General features: G+C 41.7%; 19 protein-coding genes. 15 read left to right on the plus strand and 4 right to left on the minus strand.

Annotated features, from left to right (window positions below):
• Window positions 1-125 precede the first annotated feature (125 nt).
• The 5 genes from ACQV1I_RS02545 (at window position 126) to ACQV1I_RS02565 (ending at window position 5,203) form a co-directional block, all read left to right on the plus strand.
• Window positions 126-1,295: a branched-chain amino acid ABC transporter substrate-binding protein gene (locus ACQV1I_RS02545; RefSeq protein ID WP_116335124.1), complete on the plus strand. Its 1,170-nt coding sequence runs from the start codon at window positions 126-128 to the stop codon at window positions 1,293-1,295.
• Between the two features lie 151 nt (window positions 1,296-1,446).
• Window positions 1,447-2,400: a branched-chain amino acid ABC transporter permease gene (locus ACQV1I_RS02550; protein WP_438769055.1), complete on the plus strand. Its 954-nt coding sequence runs from the start codon at window positions 1,447-1,449 to the stop codon at window positions 2,398-2,400.
• 9 nt (window positions 2,401-2,409) lie between these two features.
• Entirely contained in the window at window positions 2,410-3,693 is a 1,284-nt protein-coding gene (locus ACQV1I_RS02555; protein WP_116335140.1) for a branched-chain amino acid ABC transporter permease, read from the plus strand.
• A gap of 13 nt (window positions 3,694-3,706) precedes the next feature.
• Window positions 3,707-4,483 carry an ABC transporter ATP-binding protein gene (locus ACQV1I_RS02560; RefSeq protein WP_116335122.1) on the plus strand — a complete coding sequence of 259 codons (777 nt, stop codon included), beginning with the start codon at window positions 3,707-3,709 and terminating at the stop codon, window positions 4,481-4,483.
• A 12-nt stretch (window positions 4,484-4,495) separates the two neighbouring features.
• Window positions 4,496-5,203 carry an ABC transporter ATP-binding protein gene (locus ACQV1I_RS02565; protein ID WP_094701404.1) on the plus strand — a complete coding sequence of 236 codons (708 nt, stop codon included), beginning with the start codon at window positions 4,496-4,498 and terminating at the stop codon, window positions 5,201-5,203.
• Between the two features lie 154 nt (window positions 5,204-5,357).
• Here the strand turns inward: ACQV1I_RS02565 and ACQV1I_RS02570 are convergent, their stop codons facing one another.
• From ACQV1I_RS02570 to ACQV1I_RS02580, 3 genes are all read right to left on the minus strand, one after another.
• Window positions 5,358-6,542: a glycosyl hydrolase family 18 protein gene (locus ACQV1I_RS02570; protein ID WP_116335121.1), complete on the minus strand. Its 1,185-nt coding sequence runs from the start codon at window positions 6,540-6,542 to the stop codon at window positions 5,358-5,360.
• A 159-nt stretch (window positions 6,543-6,701) separates the two neighbouring features.
• Window positions 6,702-8,126: a HAMP domain-containing sensor histidine kinase gene (locus tag ACQV1I_RS02575; RefSeq protein ID WP_018673631.1), complete on the minus strand. Its 1,425-nt coding sequence runs from the start codon at window positions 8,124-8,126 to the stop codon at window positions 6,702-6,704.
• Window positions 8,123-8,836: a response regulator transcription factor gene (locus tag ACQV1I_RS02580; RefSeq protein ID WP_018673632.1), complete on the minus strand. Its 714-nt coding sequence runs from the start codon at window positions 8,834-8,836 to the stop codon at window positions 8,123-8,125. Before ACQV1I_RS02580 ends, ACQV1I_RS02575 begins: the two co-directional genes overlap by 4 nt.
• A gap of 149 nt (window positions 8,837-8,985) precedes the next feature.
• Here ACQV1I_RS02580 and ACQV1I_RS02585 point away from each other — a divergent pair, with 149 nt between their 5' ends.
• From ACQV1I_RS02585 to pruA, 8 genes are all read left to right on the plus strand, one after another.
• On the plus strand, window positions 8,986-10,029 hold the full coding sequence (locus ACQV1I_RS02585; RefSeq protein WP_116335120.1) for a DUF3048 domain-containing protein: 1,044 nt from the start codon (window positions 8,986-8,988) through the stop codon (window positions 10,027-10,029).
• Window positions 10,030-10,170: 141 nt separating this feature from the next.
• Complete coding sequence (locus ACQV1I_RS02590) at window positions 10,171-10,461, plus strand: YerC/YecD family TrpR-related protein (protein ID WP_003335673.1); 291 nt, start codon at window positions 10,171-10,173, stop codon at window positions 10,459-10,461.
• Between the two features lie 15 nt (window positions 10,462-10,476).
• A complete protein-coding gene (locus ACQV1I_RS02595) occupies window positions 10,477-11,178 on the plus strand; it encodes a heptaprenylglyceryl phosphate synthase (protein WP_116335119.1) in 702 nt (233 codons plus the stop codon).
• Between the two features lie 208 nt (window positions 11,179-11,386).
• A complete protein-coding gene (gene pcrA, locus ACQV1I_RS02600) occupies window positions 11,387-13,750 on the plus strand; it encodes a DNA helicase PcrA (RefSeq protein WP_116335118.1) in 2,364 nt (787 codons plus the stop codon).
• Between the two features lie 31 nt (window positions 13,751-13,781).
• Window positions 13,782-15,788, plus strand: a complete 2,007-nt coding sequence (gene ligA, locus ACQV1I_RS02605) for an NAD-dependent DNA ligase LigA (protein ID WP_116335117.1) — start codon at window positions 13,782-13,784, stop codon at window positions 15,786-15,788.
• A 37-nt stretch (window positions 15,789-15,825) separates the two neighbouring features.
• A complete protein-coding gene (locus tag ACQV1I_RS02610; RefSeq protein WP_116335116.1) occupies window positions 15,826-16,767 on the plus strand; it encodes a WD40/YVTN/BNR-like repeat-containing protein in 942 nt (313 codons plus the stop codon).
• Between the two features lie 19 nt (window positions 16,768-16,786).
• Window positions 16,787-17,863 carry a CamS family sex pheromone protein gene (locus tag ACQV1I_RS02615; protein ID WP_094701412.1) on the plus strand — a complete coding sequence of 359 codons (1,077 nt, stop codon included), beginning with the start codon at window positions 16,787-16,789 and terminating at the stop codon, window positions 17,861-17,863.
• 160 nt (window positions 17,864-18,023) lie between these two features.
• Entirely contained in the window at window positions 18,024-19,571 is a 1,548-nt protein-coding gene (gene pruA, locus ACQV1I_RS02620; protein WP_116335115.1) for an L-glutamate gamma-semialdehyde dehydrogenase, read from the plus strand.
• A gap of 210 nt (window positions 19,572-19,781) precedes the next feature.
• Here pruA and ACQV1I_RS02625 read toward each other — a convergent pair whose 3' ends face one another.
• A complete protein-coding gene (locus ACQV1I_RS02625; RefSeq protein ID WP_094701414.1) occupies window positions 19,782-21,038 on the minus strand; it encodes a helix-turn-helix domain-containing protein in 1,257 nt (418 codons plus the stop codon).
• A gap of 455 nt (window positions 21,039-21,493) precedes the next feature.
• Between ACQV1I_RS02625 and ACQV1I_RS02630 the strand changes: the two genes are divergently transcribed.
• Together ACQV1I_RS02630 and asd are read left to right on the plus strand one after the other, a co-directional pair.
• Complete coding sequence (locus ACQV1I_RS02630) at window positions 21,494-22,987, plus strand: methyl-accepting chemotaxis protein (protein ID WP_094701415.1); 1,494 nt, start codon at window positions 21,494-21,496, stop codon at window positions 22,985-22,987.
• A gap of 88 nt (window positions 22,988-23,075) precedes the next feature.
• The gene (gene asd / locus ACQV1I_RS02635) at window positions 23,076-23,921 is read left to right on the plus strand and encodes an archaetidylserine decarboxylase (RefSeq protein WP_018673642.1); all 846 of its coding nucleotides are present in this window, start codon (window positions 23,076-23,078) and stop codon (window positions 23,919-23,921) included.
• Window positions 23,922-24,015: the final 94 nt, after the last annotated feature.

Consider the following 24,015-nt stretch of genomic DNA (forward strand, 5'->3'; position numbering starts at 1 on the left):
TTTACAATAAAAAATAATCATTAACACAAAACGGCCCTTCCTACCCTAAAGTTGTCAAAACCCGAATGATCTGCGAATAAACTGGTTTAGTTAAAAGAAAGTACAAATAAGGGGGATCTGATTCCATGAACAAGAAAGGTAGCATGGGACTCTTTACCGCCATATTGACTACTGGATTAGTTTTATCAGGCTGTACAGGAGCAGGCCAAAGCACTGGAAAAGAGGTAATTAAAATAGCTACACAAAGCCCACTATCTGGTGCATACGCAAACATTGGTGACGCGATTAAACAGGGAGCAGGATACGCACTTCAGGAGGAGAAGGAAGAATTTGCGAAAATGGGATTCGAACTACAGCTATTTCCTCAGGATGACCAGGCTGATCCTAAACAAGGTGTTACCAATGCCCAGCTACTGGTTGCCAACAAGGACGTACTGGGGGTGATCGGTCACTACAACACCGGTGTTGCTGTTCCGTCCTCTTCAAAGTATGAAGCTGGCAAACTAGTTATGGTCTCTCCCGCTAACACAGGCATTACACTCACAGAAGAAGGGAAGAAGACAGTCCATCGCATTTGTGCACGAAATGATGTACAAGGCCCCGCAGCTGCCAGATACGCCAAAAATACGCTTGGTGTAAAAAACGTATTCATTATTAATGATAAGACAGCGTATGGTACAGGATTAACTGACCAAGTAAAAGCTCAATTTGAAAAGGATGGGGTGGGAATACTTGGTTTAGAAGGCATTACTGTAGGGGAAAAGGATTATAGTGCTGTGGTTAATCAGGTAGTCTCTAGCAAACCAGATATGGTCTTCTTTGGGGGGATTTATTCGGAAGGAGGTCTGTTATTTAAGCAGGCTCGTGATAAGGGATATCAGGGCATTTTTATGGGTGGGGATGGAATCGATTCCTCTGAATTAGTGACGATTGCTGGCAGTGCTGCTGAAGGGGTTATCTATACATCGGCAGCAGGGGACGTTACCCAGACTACTGAAGGAAAAAAATGGGCTGAGGCTTATGAAAAAGCAACTAACAAAAAACCAGAAACCTATTCCGTTTACGGTTATGATGCGATGAAAGTATTACTGAATGGTTTGAAAAATTCTATTAAGGCAAATGGTAATAAAAAGCCTAGCCGAGAGCAAGTGTTAGATGCTGTTCATAAAACGAAAGACTTTCAAGGACAATTTACCAAAGTCACCTTTACAGATAAGGGGGACAATGAATTCGCCCAGGTATTCGTCTACAAATTTGAAAATGGAAAGGCCACTTTTGTAACCAAAGCAGAGTAGTATCACGGAGGACGCTTTCTACCGTTGTAGTAAGGGGACGACGCCTAGAAGCGCCCTTTTCTTTTAAGAACGATTGAGGAAAAGCCCTATTTGTTGTAGGGAAAATGATCTGCATTTACAGTGAAAAGAAAAATACAAGAGAAATGAGGGAATGTACATGTGGCAGATCCTACCTCAAGTGTTGGTTGACGGACTTACCCTCGGCTTCATGTATGCAGTTGTGGCCTTGGGTTACACAATGGTGTATGGAATCTTAGAATTTATAAACTTTTCACATGGAGAAATTTTTATGGTGGGAGCGTTTGTAGGGACAGAAGTGCTTCTTGTTATGGAAGCTAATGGAGTATTGCAAGGAATGAACCCATTTTTGGCTCTGGTTCTTGCTCTGCTTATCAGTATGGTGTTAACCGGTTTATTGGGTGTAGGGATTGAACGGGTTGCTTATCGGCCTCTACGGAATGCCCCACGATTAGTCCCACTGATATCTGCCATTGGTGTATCCTTCTTCTTGCAGGATGTCGTTCGTTTTGCAGAAGCGCTTCATCGGGATGCTTTTTATTTAACAGGCCCGATTTTATTCCCTGGAAAGATCGATATCGGTATCGCTCAAATTCCCTCAAAAGCTGTGATTGTTGTTGTCGTAGCTATTGTCATGATGATTACATTAACACTATTTATTAACAAGACAAAATGGGGCATCGCGATGCGTGCCGTTTCACAAGATCAATCCACAGCATCACTTATGACCATAAATGTGGACAAAGTTATTATGTTAACCTTCCTTATTGGTTCAAGCTTAGGTGGAGCGACTGGTGTGCTGTTCGCACAAAATTATGGAACGATTGATCCCTACATCGGCTTCATTTTGGGAATGAAAGCTTTTACTGCTGCTATCTTAGGCGGTATTGGTAATCTTAGAGGGGCGATGCTAGGTGGGGTGCTTCTTGGATTAATTGAGTCATTGGCTGGTGCATATATGGGGCCGTTAACAGGAGGAGCATTCGGTGGAGAGTATAAGGATGTCATCGGATTTGCCATTCTCATTCTAGTGCTTCTGTTCAAACCCGAGGGTCTGCTTGGGGAAGCCGTAAAAGAGAAAGTGTAGGTGAAAGAAATGGGAACTCTTAAAAATGTGCTAGCAAAAGAAAAACCAATCCCACTTCTTCTTACGCTGGTGTGGATTGTTGGATGCTCTGTAGCGCTCTATTTTTTACAGCAATCGGTAACAAGCTTTGTGGGGCTTATTTTTTCAGTACTGCTAATCTACTACACGAATACGAATAAAAGGGCACAAGTACTTTTAGGGGTGTTAGTTTTATTCGGTCTTATTCCAATACTTGCTTATGATAATAGCTATTATATGGAAGTAGCGACCAATATTGGTATTTATGTTGCTATGGCGCTTGGTTTAAACATTGTGGTTGGATTTGCGGGACTATTGGATTTGGGATACATTGCTTTTTTTGCCGCTGGTGCATATGCATATGGCATATTTGCTACCGCACAGGCTAATCATTTTATTCCGGGAGACTTATTTCCGTTAAGCGGAGAGTGGTTTTGGGCATTTTTAGTGGTTGGATTGCTGGTAGCTGCTATCTTTGGAATTCTGCTAGGACTCCCCGTTCTTCGGGTAAAAGGAGATTATCTAGCCATTGTTACATTGGGATTTGGTGAAATTATCAGAATAGTCTTTAATAATTTGGATAAGCCTATTAATATAACAAATGGACCTCAGGGGATAACTTCTATCAATGCTCCACAAATTATGGGAGAATCATTTTCTGATGCTTTTCATTTCTATTTTATTGTGTTAGTGGTTATTTTATTGATTGTACTTGCCAATATCCGCTTGGAGCATTCTAAACTAGGGCGCGCTTGGATTGCGATTCGAGAAGACGAGCTGGCGGCGCAGTCTATGGGGATTTCTCTCTTAAAAACGAAGTTAGCGGCATTTGCTACAGGAGCATCCTTTGCTGGGGTAGTTGGGGTTATCTTTGCGGCAAAACAAACCTTTGTTGACCCTACCTCTTTTACGCTGATGGAGTCATTTAGCATATTGGTAATGGTTATTTTAGGTGGGAGTGGTAGCATCCCTGGTGTTATTTTAGGTGCCACGTTTGTTACACTGCTACAGGTTCAAATTTTAAAGGAGCTGTCCAATTATCTGCATGAGTTGTCACAATCAGGTATCCTATACCTCCCAAGTCAATTGGACCCGTCTAAGCTGCAACGAATGGTGTTTGGAATTCTACTGGTATTAGCGGCCCTATATCGTCCGAACGGATTAATTCCAGCAAGGAGAAAGAAAGAAAACATCGAGAACATTAAAAATCACGCTCAAGTTGAACAACGGCAGGGCATTCTTGCTAAGCTGAACGGACGAAACAAAGTGGGCTAGAGGAGGTAGTAGTATGGCATTGTTAGAAGCGAGACATTTAACCAAGAGATTCGGTGGTCTGGTGGCCAACGAAGACGTGTCGATTGATATTGAAAAAGGCAGCATCACGGCAGTCATCGGTCCGAACGGGGCAGGTAAAACCACCTTCTTTAATATGGTTACAGGTTTTTACGAGCCAGATGAGGGGGATGTTGTATTAAATGGAAAGAGTATAAAAGGCCTTCAACCCGATCAAATAGCAACCCGGGGAATTACACGGACGTTTCAAAATGTCAGATTGTTCAAACAAATGACGGCGTTAGAGAACGTGATGATCGGCCAACATGGGCGGCTACAAGCAGGTCTTCTTGGTATTTTGTTTCATTCAAAACGGGTAAGGGAAGAGGAGGAACGAGCCCGTGTTGAAGCTTATCAAATTCTTGAATATGTGGGAATTGAACATATTGCTAATGAAACCGCAGGTAGTCTGCCGTATGGATTGCAGCGCAGATTAGAGATTGCTAGGGCTTTGGCTACGAACCCACACATTATTTTGTTAGATGAGCCAGCAGCAGGGATGAACCCGAGAGAGACGGTGGAAATGACCGACTTTATACGCCAGCTAAAACGCGAATTAGAATTAACCATTATTTTAATAGAGCATGACATGAAGCTGGTTATGGGGCTTTCCGAGTATATTCATGTTCTGGATTATGGAAGGAAAATTGCTGAGGGTACACCAGACGACATAAGAACAAATCCAAAGGTTATTGAGGCGTACTTGGGCAAGAGCGCAACAGAAGCTTCGTAGGAGGGAAGAGCGATGGCATTATTGGAATTGAAGGAGGTTCATACCTATTACGGAGGCATCCATGCGTTAAAAGGTCTAAGTATCACGGTAGAGCAAGGAGAAGTAGTAACTCTTATCGGTTCAAACGGAGCTGGAAAATCAACTACCTTAAAAACCATATGTGGTCAAGTTCATACAAAAGAAGGTCAAGTGTTTTTTGACGGGCAACCTATCACTGGTAAAAGGCCACATGATATCTCAGCATTAGGGATTGCCCATGTTCCAGAGGGCAGGCATATTTTTCCAAAACTAACTGTAAGAGAAAACTTGGAGATGGGGGCCTTTTCTATCAAGGATCAGAAAGTGATTGAAGAGGGAATTGAGCGAGCCTTTCATTACTTTCCGCGCTTAAAAGAACGGGTATCACAAAAAGGAGGCACGATGTCGGGCGGTGAACAACAAATGTTGGCTATCGCTCGTGGATTGATGATGAAGCCAAAAATCCTGATGTTAGATGAGCCGTCAATGGGATTAGCTCCTATTTTAGTAGAGCAAATCTTCGAGATAGTCACGGAATTAAATCAAGAGGGTATGACCATTCTATTAGTAGAACAAAATGCAAATCAGGCACTTGCCGTTGCACACCGCGGCTATGTCATTCAGACTGGTGAGATTATTTTGAAGGATGATGCAAAAAATTTGTTATCAGATCCACAGGTACGAGAGGCATATTTGGCGTAAGCGGAGGCGAGAGTCATCACATTAAACTGACATGCGTTGCAATTGGATCAAGTGAGGAAGGTCGAATTGAACAGCTTGCATAGAATATCAACAAAAACCTTGAAATTCATTCTAGAATTCAAGGTTTTTGTTGGTTACATGAAGAGGGACTTTATTAATGAATCGTATCTGTTTTCCAGACATTAATGTGGTTGGAAAGGTTATCCCAAATGGTTGGGTCCTCTAGTCCCAAGCGCCAAAAGGCTATTCCGGCCAAATCATATTTCTCAACCAAATCTAGCTTGGAGCGCGTGCTAAAAGAGTTTTCGAACCAAACGATATGCATATTGCCTTCTTCATCCATGTATTGCATATGGGGGGCGAGTTGTTCCTGATCCCAATTAAGAGTAGCTCCATGGCTTTTGCCTAGCTCCATTAGACTTTTATAGGATTGATATACGGCTTTTTCTCCGTTGCTGTTCCAATTCCAGCCATACCCAGCAACTCCAAGTAAGATTTTGTGTGCCGGTACACCTTGCGAGAGTGCATATCGCACTGTATCTTCTGCCCATTGAATGGAAGCAACAGGACCTGGTTTTGTTCGTGGATTATGCTCATCGTAGGCCATGATCACCAAGCGATCAGCATAGCGACCTAGTAGCTTATAGTCAAACCAGGGAGACCACACATTGGCACGTTCATCACCTGTATTAGCAGGAACGCTTACTGTGACGGTTTTGCCATGTTGATGCATCAATTGGGTTACATTTTTAACTAACTGAGTGAAGGCAAATTTGTCTTCTAAATATAGGTTCTCGATGTCTAAATTAATGCCGTCATAGCCTAGTGAAAGCACTTCACGTTCTAAATTACGCAAAAAATAACGCTGATTTGTAGGCTTACGTAAAATATCTCGGGCAACATCTTTTCCTTTTTCTATAGAATCATAGAACAGATTGTGAACTAACAGATAGACTTGAACCTGATTGGCATGTGCTCGATCTATGACCTTTTTTTGTTCTTCTTTCGAAAGGGTCGTTTTTAAATATCCAGGATTTTTTTCATCCAGCTTACACCAAAAAGGCACAATCATACTAAGTTGTTCATGCTGAGCAGATAAGGTGGGGAGAGATCCAGGATAAGGATCTTCCGACTCTGTATAAAACCCAAGCACCTCTCTTGGTCGAGAGCTAGGTATTGCGTTCTGTAAGGTAGTAGTCTGATGAACGGATGCAAAATGAGGGGAAGTACTTCTATCAGAGGTAGCAGATTTATAGGGAGAGCCAGTCTGACAAGAAGCTACCAGCAAAGAGCTAATCACCAACAACAAGATGAAGACGCGTGAGAAGAGACGTGGCATTTCTTCTCTCCTTTCTTATCATAAAGGTAGTTTTATCCTGAATGTTAGTTTTAACATACGGTAATTAACACAAAGTTATACACGTTTATGGGGAAGATAGGCAATGTTAGAAGATATGAAAAAACGGTAACCCGGAAATTACTCCAGATTACCGCTTTTTTATTCCAAATGAAATTGCTTTTGTGGCAATGTTGCAATAAACATAACACCTTGCTGCTCAGATATGTTCTTGGCAGTAATAGATCCTTCATGGGCTTCCAGAACAGCACGCGCGATAGCAAGACCTAAGCCATGTTTACCTGTTTTGCCTTTGCGAAAACGTTGGAAAAGGTAGGGCATGACGCTTTCTTCAATAGGTGGACCGTCATTGGAGATAGCGATTTCGATCTGTTCTTTTACCACTTTGGCAGTGATGGTAATCGTGGTCTTGGCGTATCGTAGCTGATTTTCCACAATATTAGTGAAAGCACTGTAAAGCTGTTCACCATCACCTTTCATTGGTAGGGTATCAGGTATCTCGATCTGCCATGCTAAATGTGGGTGTAGAAGATGATAGCGCTGGTGTAACAGTCCAATCATTTCTGTCAAATCTAATGATGTAAAGGTCATCATTCTATCAACTGACTCTACTTTTGTTAAATACAATAGTTGTTCTACCACATTCTCCAAACGATTGCTTTCCTCCATAATAATGGACAAGCCTTTTTGTGCTTCAGCACCCTGAAAAACGCCATCTAGTAAGCCTTGTGCATAGCCTTGTATCGCCATAATTGGCGTTTTTAATTCATGGGAGATATTTTGCACAAAGTGTTGCTGGGATTCGTCATGATCCTTCAATTGCTTTTTCATCATGTCAAAAGAGCGAGCTAATTGACCGATTTCATCCTTTCGATCCACCATTAGAGGAATATCAAATTGACGGCGTGCAATCTTTTGACAGGATTCTTCTAAACGGCGTAAGGGGGTACTCAAATACCCACTAAACCAACCAGCTAATAACAAACTGACAAAGATAAAAAAGGCAAAAATGATGAAGAATTGCTTGGTAAGCATGTTATTGATCTGAATGATTTCCTTTTCCTTTGTGAAGATCACTAGGTAATAAGGGAATCCAAAGTAATCCATCTTCTGACTTACCATTAAGAAATTTTCATTATCCCACTCGGTGCTCCCCTTATAAGGGGTCGAACCTTTATGAGCAGAAGCTTCTTTGAAAAGCCCATTCGCAACCTTGACTGGAACGCCCTCTTTTGGCATATGTTGAACCCCAATAAGTTGACCATCTTTACTAAAAACCATCATCTGAAAAGAAAAGTTATAGTTTTGTAACAATAACATCAATATCCGTGGAGAAGTGAAAGATGGTAGTGGTCCAAGCTCATGTTGTTGCGTAAAGGAGATTTGGTCAGACACCTTTTCAAATTCGTCCTCAAGCAATGAATACGTATTATCCAGTAGGATCTGCTTTAAGGTATAGGGATAGAGGATGGCTACACTTGCCCCAAGCACGATCGTCAAAGATAAAAACAGTAAAAAAATCTGTTTGGCTAACGGCAGGTTTTGTAAAGAGAATTTTCCTCTCATTTGGTCATCCGGTAGCCAAAGCCATACACCGTCTCCAATGGAAATTCAGGCATCTTTTTACGAATGCGTTTCACCAGATCATCCACGGCACGATCTGATCCGATATAGTCATCGCCCCAGACAGCCGTAAGGATTTGCTCGCGTTGCAAAGCCTGGCCCTGATTTTTAATAAAGTAAAGCACCAAATCAAATTCTTTTGTGGTTAAGTCAATCATTTGCTCGTTTTCTTTAACCAGTCTCCCTTTTTCTGAAATGAAATACTGCGAGACGTTTATCCAGTCCTCATACACTACGGGAGGTTGGGTAGCTGTTACAGGAGGGCTAGTTTTTTCATAGGTACGATGCAACAAACGCTGTGTACGGATGACTAGCTCACGAGGCAAAAAGGGCTTTGCCAAATAGTCGTCGCTACCTAGTTCCAGCCCGATAATTTTATCAATATCTTGATCACGAGCAGAAATGAACATGATTGGGACGTCTTCCCATTTATTTCGGATTAGTCTAAGTAGTTCATACCCATCTATATCAGGCAACATAATATCAAGAATCCATAAGTGTGGTTTTGTATCATCTAGAACAGCTAGAACCTCTTCACCGCTCTGGAAGGTTCTTACTTCAAAACCTGCCCGTACAAGGTAGGAGCGCAATAGCTCTAGCAAATTAGTTTCATCATCAACTAGATAAACAAGATAAGGTGTGGTCTGAGTCATGGTCACCCTTCCTTTCTATCTTTCATAGTACCATAGCTTGTATAAAAACATGTGGGAACTAAATAGAAGGAATGTGGGAAAGTTGTGGCAGGAATTATACAGAAGTTGCTCGAAAAATAGTAGGGACAAAAAAGGAGTGAGGCATATATATGACACAGATCTGGAAGTATGCGGTTGTCGTTGTTACAGCATCGGCCTTATTGGTATCCTGCAATCAGTTTGCAAATAAAGAACAACCATCACAACCCAATCCGGTGACGCCACCAGTTTCTGAACCTTTGCAAGAGAAGACGTTTCCTTATACAGCTCCATTAACAGGAATGGGTGTGGATGAACGAATTGATCATCGTCCTGTAATGGTTATGATTAATAATCATCCGAAAGCAAGACCTCAATCTGGACTGGATAAAGCTGATATCGTGTACGAAGTGCTGTCGGAAGGTGAAGTGACACGCTTTCTAGCCATTTTTCACAGTCAAACTCCTAAAACGATTGGACCAGTCAGAAGTATACGCCCGTACTTTATTAAATTGGGGAGAGGCTTGGATTCCATTCTGGTGCATGTTGGTGGAAGTCCAGATGCTCTTCAAATACTTAAAGGTGCAGATGACGATATTAATGAGATTAGTAACAGTACATACTTCTGGAGAGAAAAATTCCGTTCTGCTCCCCATAATGTATATACTGATCTAAGCCATATCGAAAAAGCGATGCAGGCTAAAAATATGCGTATAACTTCTGATCTACCGTTTTTTCCTTTCCTGCCTAAAGATGCCAAAATAGAAGAAGGACAGGCAGCGGCAGAAATTAAGGTGAAACCACATCCTCAATATTCGCTCAGTTACAAATATGATACGGATAAGGAGAAATATTTACGCTATACACAAGGCGAGGTTCATAAGGATCTAACGTCAGATAAACAACTGGAAATTACGAATGTACTGGTGATCTCATCTAAACATAAGGTGCTAGATAATGAAGGCCGGCGTGAAGTCGATGTGACCGGCCCTGGGGAAGGGTATCTGTTCCAGCAGGGGAAGGCAAAACCAATCAAATGGGCTAGAAAAGATGGTATTATTCGAGCGTATGAAGACGCTGCTTTAACAAAAGAAATACCTTTACTCCCAGGAAATACCTGGGTAAACATTGTGCCTAATACACCAAGCTTAGACCAGCATCTTAGCTTTCAATAACCAAACTTTAGGAAACAGATAAATTTGATGAACATCGTCTTGCGTAGAGAAGTCTTTTGCTCTATCATGAAAGCAGAACTTTAGTACTTAAAAACTTTACAGAGAGAAAAAGTTCCCAAGACGATCACGGGGTGATTTTTCATGCAATTAGAGAAATTAAAGGGTAAGGGAATTGAACAACTTTTTGAATCGATCTTGTCTTTAAAAGACATGGAAGAATGCTATAAATTTTTTGATGATCTATGTACGGTAAATGAGATGCAGTCACTTGCTCAACGTTTGGAAGTAGCGCGTATGCTACGTAAAGGATATACGTATAACCATATTGAATCGGAAACAGGGGCGAGTACAGCGACGATCTCTCGTGTTAAGCGATGCCTCAATTACGGTAATGATGGTTATCAACTGGCATTGGATCGGATCGGTAAATAAAGTGGAGGTATCAACGTGATTGAATTTAGCAACTGGCGACATGTTTTTAAACTGGACCCAGAAAAGCCTATTGAGGATGATCAATTGGAGCAAATCTGCGAGTCAGGTACAAATGCGATTATTGTAGGGGGAACTCTCGGAGTCACATTTGACAACACGCTTGACCTAATGTCGCGTATTAGACGCTATGCTGTACCGTGTATGCTGGAGGTCTCCAATTTGCAGGCCATTGTTCCAGGCTTTGATGGGTATTTTATCCCTATCGTTTTAAATGCAAGCAATCCAGATGTGATTTTTGCTCCGCATATAGAGGCTTTAAGCTCACTCGGAAGCTATATACATTGGGACGAAATTGTAGCGGAAGGGTATCTGGTGTTTAATCAGGACTCGGCTGTTGCTGAGGTAACCAGCGCTCGTACTATTTCGTCAAAAGCAGAAGCCAAGGCTTACGTGCAGACAGCTACAAAATTATGTCGTTTGCCAATCGTGTATATCGAATACAGCGGTACATATGGGGACCCACAAATGGTTGAGGCCTGCAAAGCAGCTTTGGATGAAGGGCACCTTATGTATGGTGGCGGGATTACTAATGCAAGTCAGGCTCGAGAGATGGCAGCTATCGCTGATACGGTGGTTGTTGGCAACATCATCTATGATTCTCTCGAACAGGCTCTATCTACTGTTGCTGCGGTAAAAGAGACAGAGCGTCGTTTCTAGTTTCGTTTTTCTAACACATGATTTTAAAGTAAACTCCTTGAGCCAATGCCGAGGAGTTTCTTTTCTTTCACATATAAAATGGAATAAAAAAGGAGTCTTTTTTCCTAAAAGAGTGAGTGGCATAACACGTCAAGATATGACAAAATAGGAACATATGCTTTCTTTTGGGACGAAGGAAAAAGAAGCAAAGTGAAAGGTGGCTTACGGCATGTTAATTCAAGATAATTTTTTCTCGGGTTTGAATCCTGAACAGAAAAAGGCGGTGGAGACCACAGAGGGTCCTGTGCTGATTCTGGCAGGTGCAGGTAGTGGTAAAACCCGTGTTCTTACCCAACGGATCTCATATCTAGTTGGTTATAAGCAGGTATTTCCTTGGAGCATTCTCGCGATTACCTTTACGAATAAAGCGGCTCGTGAGATGAAAGAGCGTGTAGAAAGAATGGTTGGTCGGGAAGCAGGGGCGGATGATATTTGGATTTCTACCTTCCACTCTCTTTGTGTACGCATTTTACGAAGAGATATAGATCGGATTAACATCAGCCGCAGTTTTACCATTTTGGATGCTGGGGATCAGCTAACTGTGGTGAAGCAGTGCATGAAAGAACTAAATATTGATGTGAAAAAGTTTGAACCACGTTCTATTTTAGGAGCAATTAGTGGAGCAAAGAACGAATTACTTGATCCAAAGCGATATGAACAAGTAGCGGGAGATCAATTCCAGCGTATTGTTTCACAAGTGTATGAGCTATACATGAAGAAGCTGAAAAATAACCAATCGCTTGATTTTGATGATCTAATCATGACGACGATTCGTCTATTTAAAGAAGTGCCTGAAGTATTGGAATTCTATCAGCGCAAATTCAAATATATCCATGTAGATGAGTATCAGGATACGAACCGAGCCCAGTATATGTTGATTAGTATGCTTGCTGACATGCATAAAAACATTTGCTGTGTGGGTGACGCTGACCAAAGTATTTATAAATGGCGCGGTGCTGATATTTCGATCATTCTTAACTTTGAGAAGGAATATCCTAGTGCGAAATTGATAAAGCTGGAGCAAAACTATCGCTCTACTAAAAATATCTTAGAAGCAGCTAACCATGTTATTAAAAATAATAAGAACCGCAAAGAGAAAAATCTGTGGACGAATCAAGAGGCAGGGGAGAAAATTTATTGCTATCAAGCTGATTCGGAGCATGATGAAGCTTATTTTGTTGTGGATATGATTCGTGAACAACTGAAAACCTATAAACGATATGACAAATTTGCCATTTTATATCGTACGAATGCCCAGTCACGTGTAATGGAGGATGTGTTGGTTAAATCGACTATTCCTTATAAAATCGTCGGAGGTACGAAGTTCTATGATCGCAAAGAGATTAAAGACGTATTAGCCTATTTGCGTTTGGTATCCAATCCTGACGATGATATCAGCTTGACCCGTATTATTAATGTTCCAAAGCGTAATATAGGGGATACTACGGTAGAAAAGCTACAAGCCTATGCAAGCGCACATGGATTGACACTCTTTCAAGTCGTACAGGAAGTAGCGTATATGGGGCTTGCCTCTCGGACAACCAATGCTATTTTGGCCTTCTCGGATATGGTGAAGAACCTTATTCAGATGGTTGATTATTTAAGTGTAACCGAGCTAGTTGAGGAAATCTTAAAACAATCGGGATACCGTGAGTCGCTGAAAGAGGATAAATCATTGGAAGCAGCGGCGCGCTTAGAGAACATCGACGAGTTTCTGTCAGTTACCCAAGAGTTTGAGAAAAAGAGTGAAGATAAGACTCTGTTGGCTTTTCTAACTGATTTAGCATTGGTGGCAGATATTGATTCTCTTGGCAATGACGACACAGAGGAAGCGGTACCAGATGATGGACAAGTGGTGTTAATGACATTGCACAGCGCCAAGGGCTTAGAGTTTCCAGTTGTCTTCTTAGTTGGCATGGAGGAAGGGGTTTTCCCGCATAGTCGTGCTTTGTTTGATGAAAGTGAAATGGAAGAGGAACGACGTCTAGCATATGTGGGAATTACTCGTGCAGAACAAAAATTATTTATGACACGAGCAAGAATGCGTACGCTATACGGACGTACAAATATGAATATGCAATCCCGCTTTTTCGCTGAGATACCAGATGAACTGCTTACTGGAGACCTAGGCTCAGGTGGTGGGTCTGAAGGTGGCTTTGATTCAAGTAATGTCTTTGGAGCAGGCTCAGGCTCAGGTTTTGGTGCCAGCCGTGGAGGGCAAGCCAGTCGTTTTGGGGCAGGCGGACGTACAGGCAATACATTTGGACGTTCTCCTAAACCTACAGAATCAACTGTCTCTATGCAACCAAGTGCATTTCGTGGGTTGAATCAAGCAACAAAATTGCCAACACACGGAGCAGCATCTCAGGCAGATTGGAAAGTAGGAGATAAGGCTAAGCATGGTAAGTGGGGAACAGGAACAGTGGTAAGTGTTAAGGGTGCAGGTGATAACACAGAGCTGGATATTGCTTTCCCTAGCCCAGTAGGAATCAAGAAATTACTTGCTAAGTTTGCTCCTATTGAAAAAGGTTGATTTTGAACGAACGGAAAGGATGAAGAGATACGTGGATCGTGTTGCCGCAAAACAACAAATTGTAAAACTAAAGAAACGGATTGAAGAGGAAAGCCGTCATTATTATACAGAGGATAATCCGCAGATTACGGACCAGGAATATGATCAAATGATGCGTGAATTGCAAGACCTGGAGGACCAATGGCCGGATATGGTTGCTCCTGATTCTCCTACCCAACGTGTCGGAGGTATGCCATTGCCTTTTTTTGAAAAGGTGGTGCATAAAACCCCGATGTTAAGTCTTGGGAATGCTTTTGACGAGGATGATTTACGCGATTTTGATCGTCGTGTGCGTCAAGGCTTAGGGAACCAAACTGTTCGCTATGTCTGCGAATTAAAAATTGATGGGCTGGCTGTCTCTCTTCGTTATGAGAACGGGCTTTTCGTAAAAGGAGCAACACGTGGAGACGGGACTACTGGTGAAGATATCACCCAAAACCTGCGGACGATTCGCTCCATTCCGTTACGTTTATCAGAACCAATTACCATGGAGGTTCGTGGAGAAGCTTTTATGTCAAAAATCGCTTTTGACCGTTTGAATAAAGAACGGGCAGAGCGAGAAGAGGCTTTATTTGCTAATCCGCGTAATTCAGCGGCAGGTTCCTTGCGTCAGCTAGATCCTAAGATTGCAGCCTCTCGCTCTCTTTCCACTTTTATTTATCAGATCGGTGAAGTAGAAGGGCGTCAGATTGATTCACACAGTGAAGGTCTTACTTTCTTAGAGGGGCTAGGCTTTTCGGTGAATCAGGAACGCCGTACATTTGATGATATAGAAGAAGTAATTGAATTTGTGCAAAGCTGGACAATCAAGCGACCAGAGCTCTCTTATGAGATTGATGGTATGGTGATTAAGGTAGATAGCTTTGCTCAGCAACAAGAGCTTGGTTTTACAGCGAAGAGTCCACGCTGGGCGATTGCTTATAAATTCCCGGCTGAAGAGGTCGTAACACAATTGAAGGATATTGAGGTGTCGGTTGGGCGTACTGGAGTGGTGACACCTACAGCGTTGCTTCAGCCTGTTATATTAGCTGGAACTGAAGTGAAGCGAGCGTCCTTACACAATGAAGACATCATTATGAAAAAAGGTCTACTCTTAGGTGATTACGTCCTGGTGAAAAAAGCAGGTGACATTATTCCTGAGATTGTGGAAGTCTTAAAAGAACGACGAACGGGAGAAGAACGTCCATTTATGATGCCAACTCATTGCCCGGAGTGTGCGAGCGAATTGGTTCGTCTACCGGATGAAGTGGCATTGCGCTGCATTAATCCAGAATGTCCAGCCGTTATTAGAGAAGGAATGTCTCACTTTGTATCCCGACAAGCGATGAATTTAGATGGTCTTGGGGAGAAAGTCGTAGCTTCACTATTTGCCGCAGGTCTCATTACAAGCGTCGCAGATTTATATTATCTACACGATAAGCGGGAACAGCTGTTACAATTGGAGAGAATGGGTGAGAAATCTGTCGATAAGATGCTACAAGCAATTGAAGCTAGCAAGGAAAATTCTGTGGAGCGTTTACTTTTCGGATTAGGAATTCGATTGGTGGGAGCTAAAGCAGCGAAGGTACTTGCAGAGCAATTCGGTGACATTGATCATATCATGCAGGCGACAGCAGAAGAATTGATCGCTATTGACGAGATCGGTCCTAAAATGGCTGAAAGCATCTTAACCTATTTCTCGATGCCTCAAGTACAAGAATTGATTGAGAAGCTCAAGGGTGCTGGCGTGAATATGCAATATAAAGGTGTTCGTGTGCAAGCAGGTGAGGATCTTCCATTCTCAGGTAAAACAGTGGTCTTAACCGGTACATTGACACAATTAACACGTCAGGAAGCGGAAGAAAAGATTGCTATGCTTGGTGGTAAAGTAACAGGGAGCGTTAGTAAAAAAACGGATTTAGTAATCGCTGGTGAAAAAGCAGGCTCCAAATTGGAAAAAGCAGAAAAATTGGGTATAACTGTACTGGATGAAGAGGCATTTTTAGCGCTATTATCATAGGTGGGCTGAGGAGATATTAAGCAAAGGTGTGAAGGTGATGGATAGATTCACGCTTAAACAGCTGGGAGCAAGCGTTAGTGTGCTCCTTTTGCTCAGCGGTTGTGCAACTGCAACGCAAAAGTCAGTTGAAACAGAAATTGTGGATGCGAGCCATACGATAGAGGAGCCAGTTGCTAAACAATCGGTTAAATTGGCTCAGATAACAGGAGAATTGACGTACCAGGATGTGCTGCAAAAAGGCGACAGTATAAATTCGTTGGCCCTAGATCAAGGTGGAGAACAAGTCTGGCTAGCAACTCATGCGGGACTCTATGCATCTGCGGATCATGGATTATGGGGAGCAGTGGCAGATGAGTTGGAGCATGCGGATGTTAAGACGATATATTTTGATCCAACGAAGCCTAAACGGGTATATGTGGCTGGCGCGAAGGTTTGCAAGGTGTCTAAGGATGGAGGAAAAACCTGGAAAAAAATAGAAGGTGGTTTACCTCATGGTTATGACATTCAATCTCTAATCGGAGTTCCAACCGATAAAGGTACATCTCTTTATGCATTTGTGAACAGAGAAGGCGTATACGAATCTAAGGATGCCGGTGCTAACTGGCGCTTACGATTTCCGATCGATACAGTAGAAGGATATGATTTGGATTATGTACCCGGTGAGGAAAAATTGTACGTACTAACCCAAAACGAACTGTTGTCAATAGGTATCCATGATGGCGAGTGGCAGGTTGAATGGCGGGAGGGCGATGCGCACATTTACTCTATTGCGGCTAATAAATCCACAGACGCCTTATATGCAGCAAGTGATAAAGGTATCTTAATTAAGGATGGCAAAGAGTGGACTCTACTATCCTCAGAACTTCCAGAAAAACTGATTAATATCTCCTACGGTACAGCAGATACACCTATCATCGGAATTGGAGAATCAGCCCAAATCTATAGATACAGCCAAGAAAAGTGGAAAAAGTGGGAGTAACAAGTAAGGAGTTTGCAATATGAAAACGAAAAGAAAGCTTGTACGCTGTCTTTACGTCCTGATGGCCTGTTCGGTGCTGTTGTCAGCATGTTCATTGCTACCGGGAAAGAAGGATAGCGCAGATCCGGTAGCACCTGCCGTGTCTTCCGTTTTACAGGTGGATGAGAATTACTACGGCAGCGCCGCCATGCCTTATCAAAAGAATCAAACGCGAGGCATGCTTAGCTCTAATCCTAAATATCGCATTGATTTTAGCCACTTAGAGTACGGCATGATGGAAATTGCAAAAGAGAGCTTCTCTCCGAGTCTGTACTTGTTTCAGGAAGGCCAGCGAATCTCCCGTAAGCAGGTAACCACTTGGATTGAATGGGAAAAGAAGAACCCAGAAGGTTTAAATCCGGATAAAGCAAATAAATTGCTCGTCAATGTGTTGGAGCATAATTATCTGGATAAAAAAGATCAAAAGCTGGCAGGTATAGTTTTGGGTCTATCTTTATCCCCAATTTATCAAGATCCATCTGGTTTGGAAAAACGGTTAAGTGTCGACGAGCTACGATCAAAAGGGCAACAAATCGCTGCAAAAATTGTTATGAAGGTAAGAGCGGAGAATCCGCAGATACCGCTTGTCGTAGCGATGTATCAAGTACCTGAGTCAAGCTCCAATCTGGTACCGGGTAATTTTATTATGTCTGGTATCGTGAATGCGAATGATAGCAGCGTTGCAAAATGGCAACCAATCAATGAAGAATATTTCCTGCTACCAGGGGATGCGGCATACAGTAAGTATCCTCAGGCCTCCTTGCAATTCGAGAAATTGATGAAGCAAGGACAAAGCTTCTTCCAGGAATTTGTTGGAATGACAGGTACGGCACGCTTCTTAAATGGTGATTTGACGGAATTGACTATCAATGCAACCGCAGAGTATGATTCACGAACAGAAGTGATTCAGTTCACACAAATGATTGCTCAAGCAATAGATCAATATATAGACAAAAAGGTTCATGTTAACTTTTATGTTCAGTCCATAAATCAACCATTAGCAATTTATGTACGACCGGCTGATGGAAAGTCGTACATGCATATCTATCGAAATTAACACATGTGTATAAATGAAGTGAGACACCATTAGACAGAACTGTTCAATTGGTGTCTTTTTTCGTACGTTTTTACATAATTATAAAGAATGGCATATATCTTGCATATATTATTTGATGTAACAAGTTGATCATGGAAGATGAAGTAGGAGGCGAACATAAGTGCAAGTAGAATTCAAAAATGAACCGTTCGTTAATTTTAATCTGCCTGAAAATAAGCAAGCTTTCCAAGCCGCTTTGGATAAAGTTGAAAGCGAACTTGGACGTGAATATGATCTAATCATTGGGGAAGAACGTATCAAGACGGAAAAGAAAAGCCGTTCCATGAACCCTTCCCAAAAAGATGAATGCATTGGGATTGTCTCTCAAGCTGATCAAGCATTAGCAGAGAAAGCAATTCAAGTAGCCGCAAGTACCTTTGAAACCTGGAAGCGTGTTGCTCCTACTGCTCGTTCTCGCTATTTGTACAAGGCAGCAGCTATCCTGCGCCGTCGAAAACATGAATTTTCAGCTTGGTTGGTAAAAGAATCAGGTAAAAGTTGGCCTGAGGCTGATGCTGATACAGCAGAGGCAATCGATTTTATGGAGTACTATGCAAGACAAATGGATCAATTAGGCCAACGACATGCCCTACCGCGTATTCCTGGTGAAGATAATGAGTTGTACTATATTCCATTGGGTGTAGGTATCGTTATTCCTCCGTGGAACTTCCCGCTTGCTATTATGGTAGGCATGACCACAGCCGCACTGGTAACAGGTAATACCGTTGTTCTGAAGCCAGCTTCTACTACTCCGGTCATTGCAGCTAAGTTTATGGAGATTCTTGATGAAGCAGGCGTTCCTGCTGGTGTTGTTAACTTTGTACCAGGTAGCGGAAGTGAAATCGGTGATTATTTAGTAGAACATACATTGACTCGTTTCATTTCATTTACGGGTTCTCGTGATGTAGGTCTGCGTATTAACGAATTGGCGGCGAAACATCGTCCAGGTCAAAAATGGATGAAGCGTTTAGTGGCTGAAATGGGTGGTAAGGATTCTATTATTGTTGATAGCGATGCTGATTTGGAATTAGCTGCACAAGCTATCACAGCATCTGCGTTTGGCTTCTCTGGTCAAAAATGTTCCGCTTGCTCCCGCGCAATCATTCATGCTGATGTATACGATGAAGTACTAGCACGTGTCGTTGAGCGTACAAAAGCATTAACAGTAGGAAATGTAAGCAACCCCGAGTTCTATACAGGTCCAGTGGTGGATGAAAAAGCATATAATAAAATTTTGGAATATATCGAGATCGGAAAACAAGAGGGTACATTACTGGCTGGTGGAGTAAAAGGCCCAGAAGAAGGCTACTTTATTATGCCAACTGTATTTGCTGACGTAGCTCCAGATGCTCGGATTATGCAGGAGGAAATCTTCGGTCCGTTTGTGGCTTTCTCCAAAGCTAATGATTTTGATCATGCTTTGGAAATTGCTAACAATACAGAGTATGGACTAACTGGTGCCGTTATCAGCCGCAATCGTGCTCATTTAGAACGCGCACGTGAAGAGTTCCATGTAGGTAATCTGTATTTCAACCGTAAATGTACAGGTGCACTAGTGGGTGTACATCCATTCGGTGGCTTCAACATGTCAGGAACAGACTCCAAAGCAGGCGGTCCTGATTACCTCTTGTTATTTACACAAGCAAAATTAGTGTCTGAATTACTGTAAGTATTGTGGCAAAAAGAGGGAGCCCTGAGTAGATAAACTACATGGGCTACCCTCTTTTATTTATGAATAAGAGCGAAAACTAGCTATCTATACGCTTGTGCAGGATAGCTTGGCTGTATACCTCCCTATGACTTGATCAGCCAAGCTATGTATGCTCACTTGAACGCACATGGTTTTAATGGAAGTGTAGATAACTTTATACCAGAGAAGTTATGATATATACTGTTCGTACAGATAGTAAAAGGAGTCTATCTTGCCAAACTTTAAGTTTATTTTAGCTAACAAGGCGAGTCCTTTTAGTAAATAGCGCTGGGATTTGTATTCATTAAAGTAATGCAAGGCTTCTTCTAAATGTGATAGTGCCTCAGAGCCTTTCCCCATTTCACATAAGATAGAAGCATAGACTAGCTTAGCCTCTGCGTATGCATGCTCATTTATGGAATGCTCAAAGATTTCTAAGCACAGCTGGCTAGCCTCTTCATAGCGTTGTAAACCTTTTAGAATATTAGCATGTTCAATCTTAGACTCAATCTGTTTCGCATGGTCTTGAGGGGAGTGAAGCGACATAGCGCGTGTGATATATTCATGTGCTAACTGATAATGCTTTTGCTCGGTATAAATGACGGCTAAATTGTTGTAAATATTAGCCTCTAAAGCGAGAGACGGAGAGATTTTAAGAATATCTAACGATTTTTCGTAATAGCGCTGGGCTACTTCGTATTGTTTTAAAATTTGTTGGCAAACTCCTAATAACAAATAAATAGATTCCATACGATAGATTGCACGTAGGCTTTTGCATATCTGTTCTGCTTGCTTGAGATGTTCGATCGCCGAATGGATTTCACCCATGGAGACGTGCATATAGCCAGCAGCATGTAATAAGGTAATATGTAATAGGCCATTAATTTGGTAACGATTGGTTAATTGCATTGCTTCGTTTAAATACGGAAGGGCTTTGTCGGCATTCTTTGCTTTACAATAATGAAAGCCAAGTGAAGTAAGTATACGTACTTGCCATTCATATTTATCAAGCTCACGGGCTATTTTGATGCTTTCTTGAAAAAGGGATTCCGCAATATCGAAATGATTCCTATTTTCTGATAAAACAGCTTTTGACCAGAGATACATACATGTTTGCTCAAGACTCATTTCAGCGCCTTCTAATTTATTGAACCACTTGTGGGCAATCTCCCAATCCTGTGTATCAATACTATTTACCAGATGGCGAAAATTATTTTCGATTTCAATTTTAGTAAAGGCTGGCTTGACAGTTGGAGCAAAAATAGTGGAGAGATCGGTCTGTAATTTCTTGGCTAATTCTTCTAGGATTTCAGGAGAAGGAACCACATCTCCTTTTTCTATTTGGCTAATATAACTACGGTTACAAATACCTTCAGCTAGCTCACCCTGGGTTAGGCCTAGCTTTTTACGATATTCTCGAATTCCTTTTCCGATTTGATTGCTCACCTTACCTCACCCTTTTTGTCAGAATTGTTCTATTGTTTATTATACAAGAATTTTCACTATTTTTACATTTCTTATCCTTGATCTTCATATTCTTTTTGTCAACTTAATCGACAAATATGATAAACCGTCAGTTTTTGTAAAAAATGCTTGAATAACAACCGATTTACTTCTTTTTTTAAATTTTTAAAATATCTTTCGATAGAACTATGAAAATCTTACAACTATGGTACGATAAGTATGGTAGATAAATAAGAAATCGTACTTTATACCTGTTTTATTTCTTGTGAGAACAGAGAATCTAGGTAAGCCGATCTGGATTGGCTCCGCACAGCATGACCTACAAAATTATATATCCGTTGGCTGTTGGGATTGTACTATTTATTTTGTTATCATCAGAGGCGTTCTATATTACATCACATTCCTCTGGTGGTGTAGGGAAAAGGAGAGCTGCGGGAATGATCAATAGGTTGATCAATGGAACAATTGATTTGATACGAAATACGTTGACAAACAAAGAAGGATTTATGATCTTCATTTTATGGGACCATCTTTGGCTGTCAATCATTTACTCATGGTTTACGGGTATATCCATCTGGAACCTTACGTCAGTAGGACTCATTGTGACACTGCTTGTTTCACCATGGTATTTTATCAAGAAGGATAGCATTTGGTTGCGTTATCTGGTTGCTGTAGGATTTGTCTTTTATTCACTATCCTTTGATCATTTTACACCGTATCCAGAAATGGCTATCTTACCAATCGTAGTGTTGGCATTGATGTCTGCTTATTTAGATTATAAAGTAGTGTTATTTACAGGCTTCTTGTATATAATCTCTATGCTAATCGGTTATCAAACAGATTGGTATACCCTATTTAAAAGTGAGCATGATCTTATTAACCTGGGTCTGCGTCTTGTTGGTGTGGTATTTACTACAATCGTTTCCATCTACCTTTGCTTGTCGGGACGTGCATCCTTACAGCGTGTAGAAGAGGCTCGTCAGGAAGCAGAGGTGAAAGAGGCTCAACTAACTGAGCTATTGTCCCGTGTTTCGAACATGATTGAGAATTTGGATGCGACCTCTAATGAAGTGAATGAAAATGCTGACATCACCAAACAAAATACGGATGAAATGCTGGGTGCCTTTAAAGAAGTGGCAACAGGTATGGAACAGCAAGCCCATTCTACTGTGAAAGTGGAAGAGGATATCCAATCCATTGATCATGAAATACAGAAAGTAAATGAACAGGCAAATGAAATGAAAGAGGAAGCGTTGCGCAATAACCGCCGTCTTTCTGAAGGAATTGATATGATGTCCGATCTTACGGCTCAAATGCAACATATTGTCAGTACGGTCGACTTGGCGTCAAACACTATTCATAAGTTAAATCAACAGGCTGGTCAGGTAGAAGCAATTGTAGAGACGATTAATCAAATTGCTACGCAAACCAATCTTCTAGCTCTAAATGCAGCCATTGAATCTGCGCGTGCAGGTGAACATGGTCGAGGCTTTGGCGTAGTGGCAGACGAAGTACGTAAGCTGGCAGAACAGAGCGCAGGTGCTACACAACAGATCGCTAGAATTTTGGAAGCGCTACATCAGGAAACCCAAAATGCTGTCGTTCATATGAAAGAGGGAGAAACCTCTGTTTCTAAGGGGCAAGAACTAGCGAACAAGACAGTTGAATCCATGGAAAAGGTACGTACTGGAATGGCGGGCTTTATGGGATCAGTTGAACTGGTACAGGTCAGCATGGTGCAAGTAAAGCAACGGTCCAGTGAAGTAACAGATGAAGTTTCTAGTATTACATCCATTACCGAAGAATCCGTAGCTAGTTTAGAGCAACTGTTCGCCTCAGCTGAGACACAACGTGATAAAATTAACAGTATTACGGAGGAAATTCACCAATTAAACGAGCTTTCACACTCTTTACGTCAGTCTTTGCATTAAGGCTCATGCAGAAGGCCTCTGCTAATATTTGCGGGGAGCCTCCTGTCGTGGTAGAGTAGCAATGTATACCATGAGTAGGAGAGGTCTTATGAAGAAACGTGTGTTTCAAGGGCTTATAAACAAACTTCCGCAAAACGTAATGTCTAGACAAATGGGAAAAGTGGCTAACTCCCGTTTCAGCCGTTTTGCCATCCAAAAATATATCAATCATTATCAGATTGACGTGTCGGAAATTGAAAAGCCTGTTCGTGAGTATCGCTCGTTAAAGGAATTTTTTACACGCCGCCTGAAACCAGAAGCGAGACCTATCGATTTGAATGCTGAGGTAGTGAGTCCAGTTGATGGGAAAGTGTCTCAGATGGGGGAAATCCAACAAGGAACACTAATCCAAGCAAAGGGAAAAACGTATACGGTCAGCCAATTGCTTGGCAATGATGAACATATGGCATGCCGCTTCAATGGTGGCTCCTTTATGACCATCTATTTAAGTCCGCGAGACTATCATCGCATTCATATGCCAGTTGAAGGCAAGCTGTTTAAATACTCTTACCTTCCAGGCAAGCTTTATCCTGTTAATAATATGGGAGTCGAGCATGTAGAACAGCTCTTTGCACGCAATGAGAGGCTGATCACTTATGTTCAGAGTAAGGCATGTGGAAATGTAGCTGTGGTAAAGGTAGGAGCATTATTTGTAGGTAGCGTAAAAGTAACTTATAATACACAGACCACGAACGTAAAAAATGGAAAACAAGTTTGTGAAGCGATTGGTGGCACACCTCTCTTTGAAAAAGGCAGAGAGCTAGGCTGGTTTGAATTTGGTTCCACTGTTATTTTGCTATTTGAAAAAGGCGAAATGAATTGGGCAGAAGGAATTAAAGAAGGTAGTGTGCTAAAAATGGGCCAAAAAATCGCGAGTAGCGTAACTGTAGAATAGGAACACATAAGAAGAAATCCTTTTTGCTACTTATCCTGGTGATAGTGAGCTAAAGGGATTTTTTGTGTTTTCTAGTAGCCGAAATTGTTCCATA

This window comes from Brevibacillus sp. JB24b (assembly GCF_051713385.1).
GTDB classification, from domain to species: domain Bacteria; phylum Bacillota; class Bacilli; order Brevibacillales; family Brevibacillaceae; genus Brevibacillus_B; species Brevibacillus_B laterosporus.

Coding starts and splice junctions, on each gene's coding strand:
- ACQV1I_RS02570 (WP_116335121.1), bottom strand. CDS start 6,542: ATGCCACGTCTCTTCTCACGCGTCTTCATCTTGTTGTTGGTGATTAGC.
- ACQV1I_RS02575 (WP_018673631.1), bottom strand. CDS start 8,126: ATGAGAGGAAAATTCTCTTTACAAAACCTGCCGTTAGCCAAACAGATT.
- ACQV1I_RS02565 (WP_094701404.1), top strand. CDS start 4,496: ATGGCATTATTGGAATTGAAGGAGGTTCATACCTATTACGGAGGCATC.
- ACQV1I_RS02630 (WP_094701415.1), top strand. CDS start 21,494: ATGATCAATAGGTTGATCAATGGAACAATTGATTTGATACGAAATACG.
- ACQV1I_RS02545 (WP_116335124.1), top strand. CDS start 126: ATGAACAAGAAAGGTAGCATGGGACTCTTTACCGCCATATTGACTACT.
- ACQV1I_RS02560 (WP_116335122.1), top strand. CDS start 3,707: ATGGCATTGTTAGAAGCGAGACATTTAACCAAGAGATTCGGTGGTCTG.
- ACQV1I_RS02610 (WP_116335116.1), top strand. CDS start 15,826: ATGGATAGATTCACGCTTAAACAGCTGGGAGCAAGCGTTAGTGTGCTC.
- ACQV1I_RS02590 (WP_003335673.1), top strand. CDS start 10,171: ATGCAATTAGAGAAATTAAAGGGTAAGGGAATTGAACAACTTTTTGAA.
- pcrA (WP_116335118.1), top strand. CDS start 11,387: ATGTTAATTCAAGATAATTTTTTCTCGGGTTTGAATCCTGAACAGAAA.
- ACQV1I_RS02580 (WP_018673632.1), bottom strand. CDS start 8,836: ATGACTCAGACCACACCTTATCTTGTTTATCTAGTTGATGATGAAACT.
- ACQV1I_RS02555 (WP_116335140.1), top strand. CDS start 2,410: ATGGGAACTCTTAAAAATGTGCTAGCAAAAGAAAAACCAATCCCACTT.
- ACQV1I_RS02585 (WP_116335120.1), top strand. CDS start 8,986: ATGACACAGATCTGGAAGTATGCGGTTGTCGTTGTTACAGCATCGGCC.
- asd (WP_018673642.1), top strand. CDS start 23,076: ATGAAGAAACGTGTGTTTCAAGGGCTTATAAACAAACTTCCGCAAAAC.
- ACQV1I_RS02615 (WP_094701412.1), top strand. CDS start 16,787: ATGAAAACGAAAAGAAAGCTTGTACGCTGTCTTTACGTCCTGATGGCC.
- ACQV1I_RS02550 (WP_438769055.1), top strand. CDS start 1,447: ATGTACATGTGGCAGATCCTACCTCAAGTGTTGGTTGACGGACTTACC.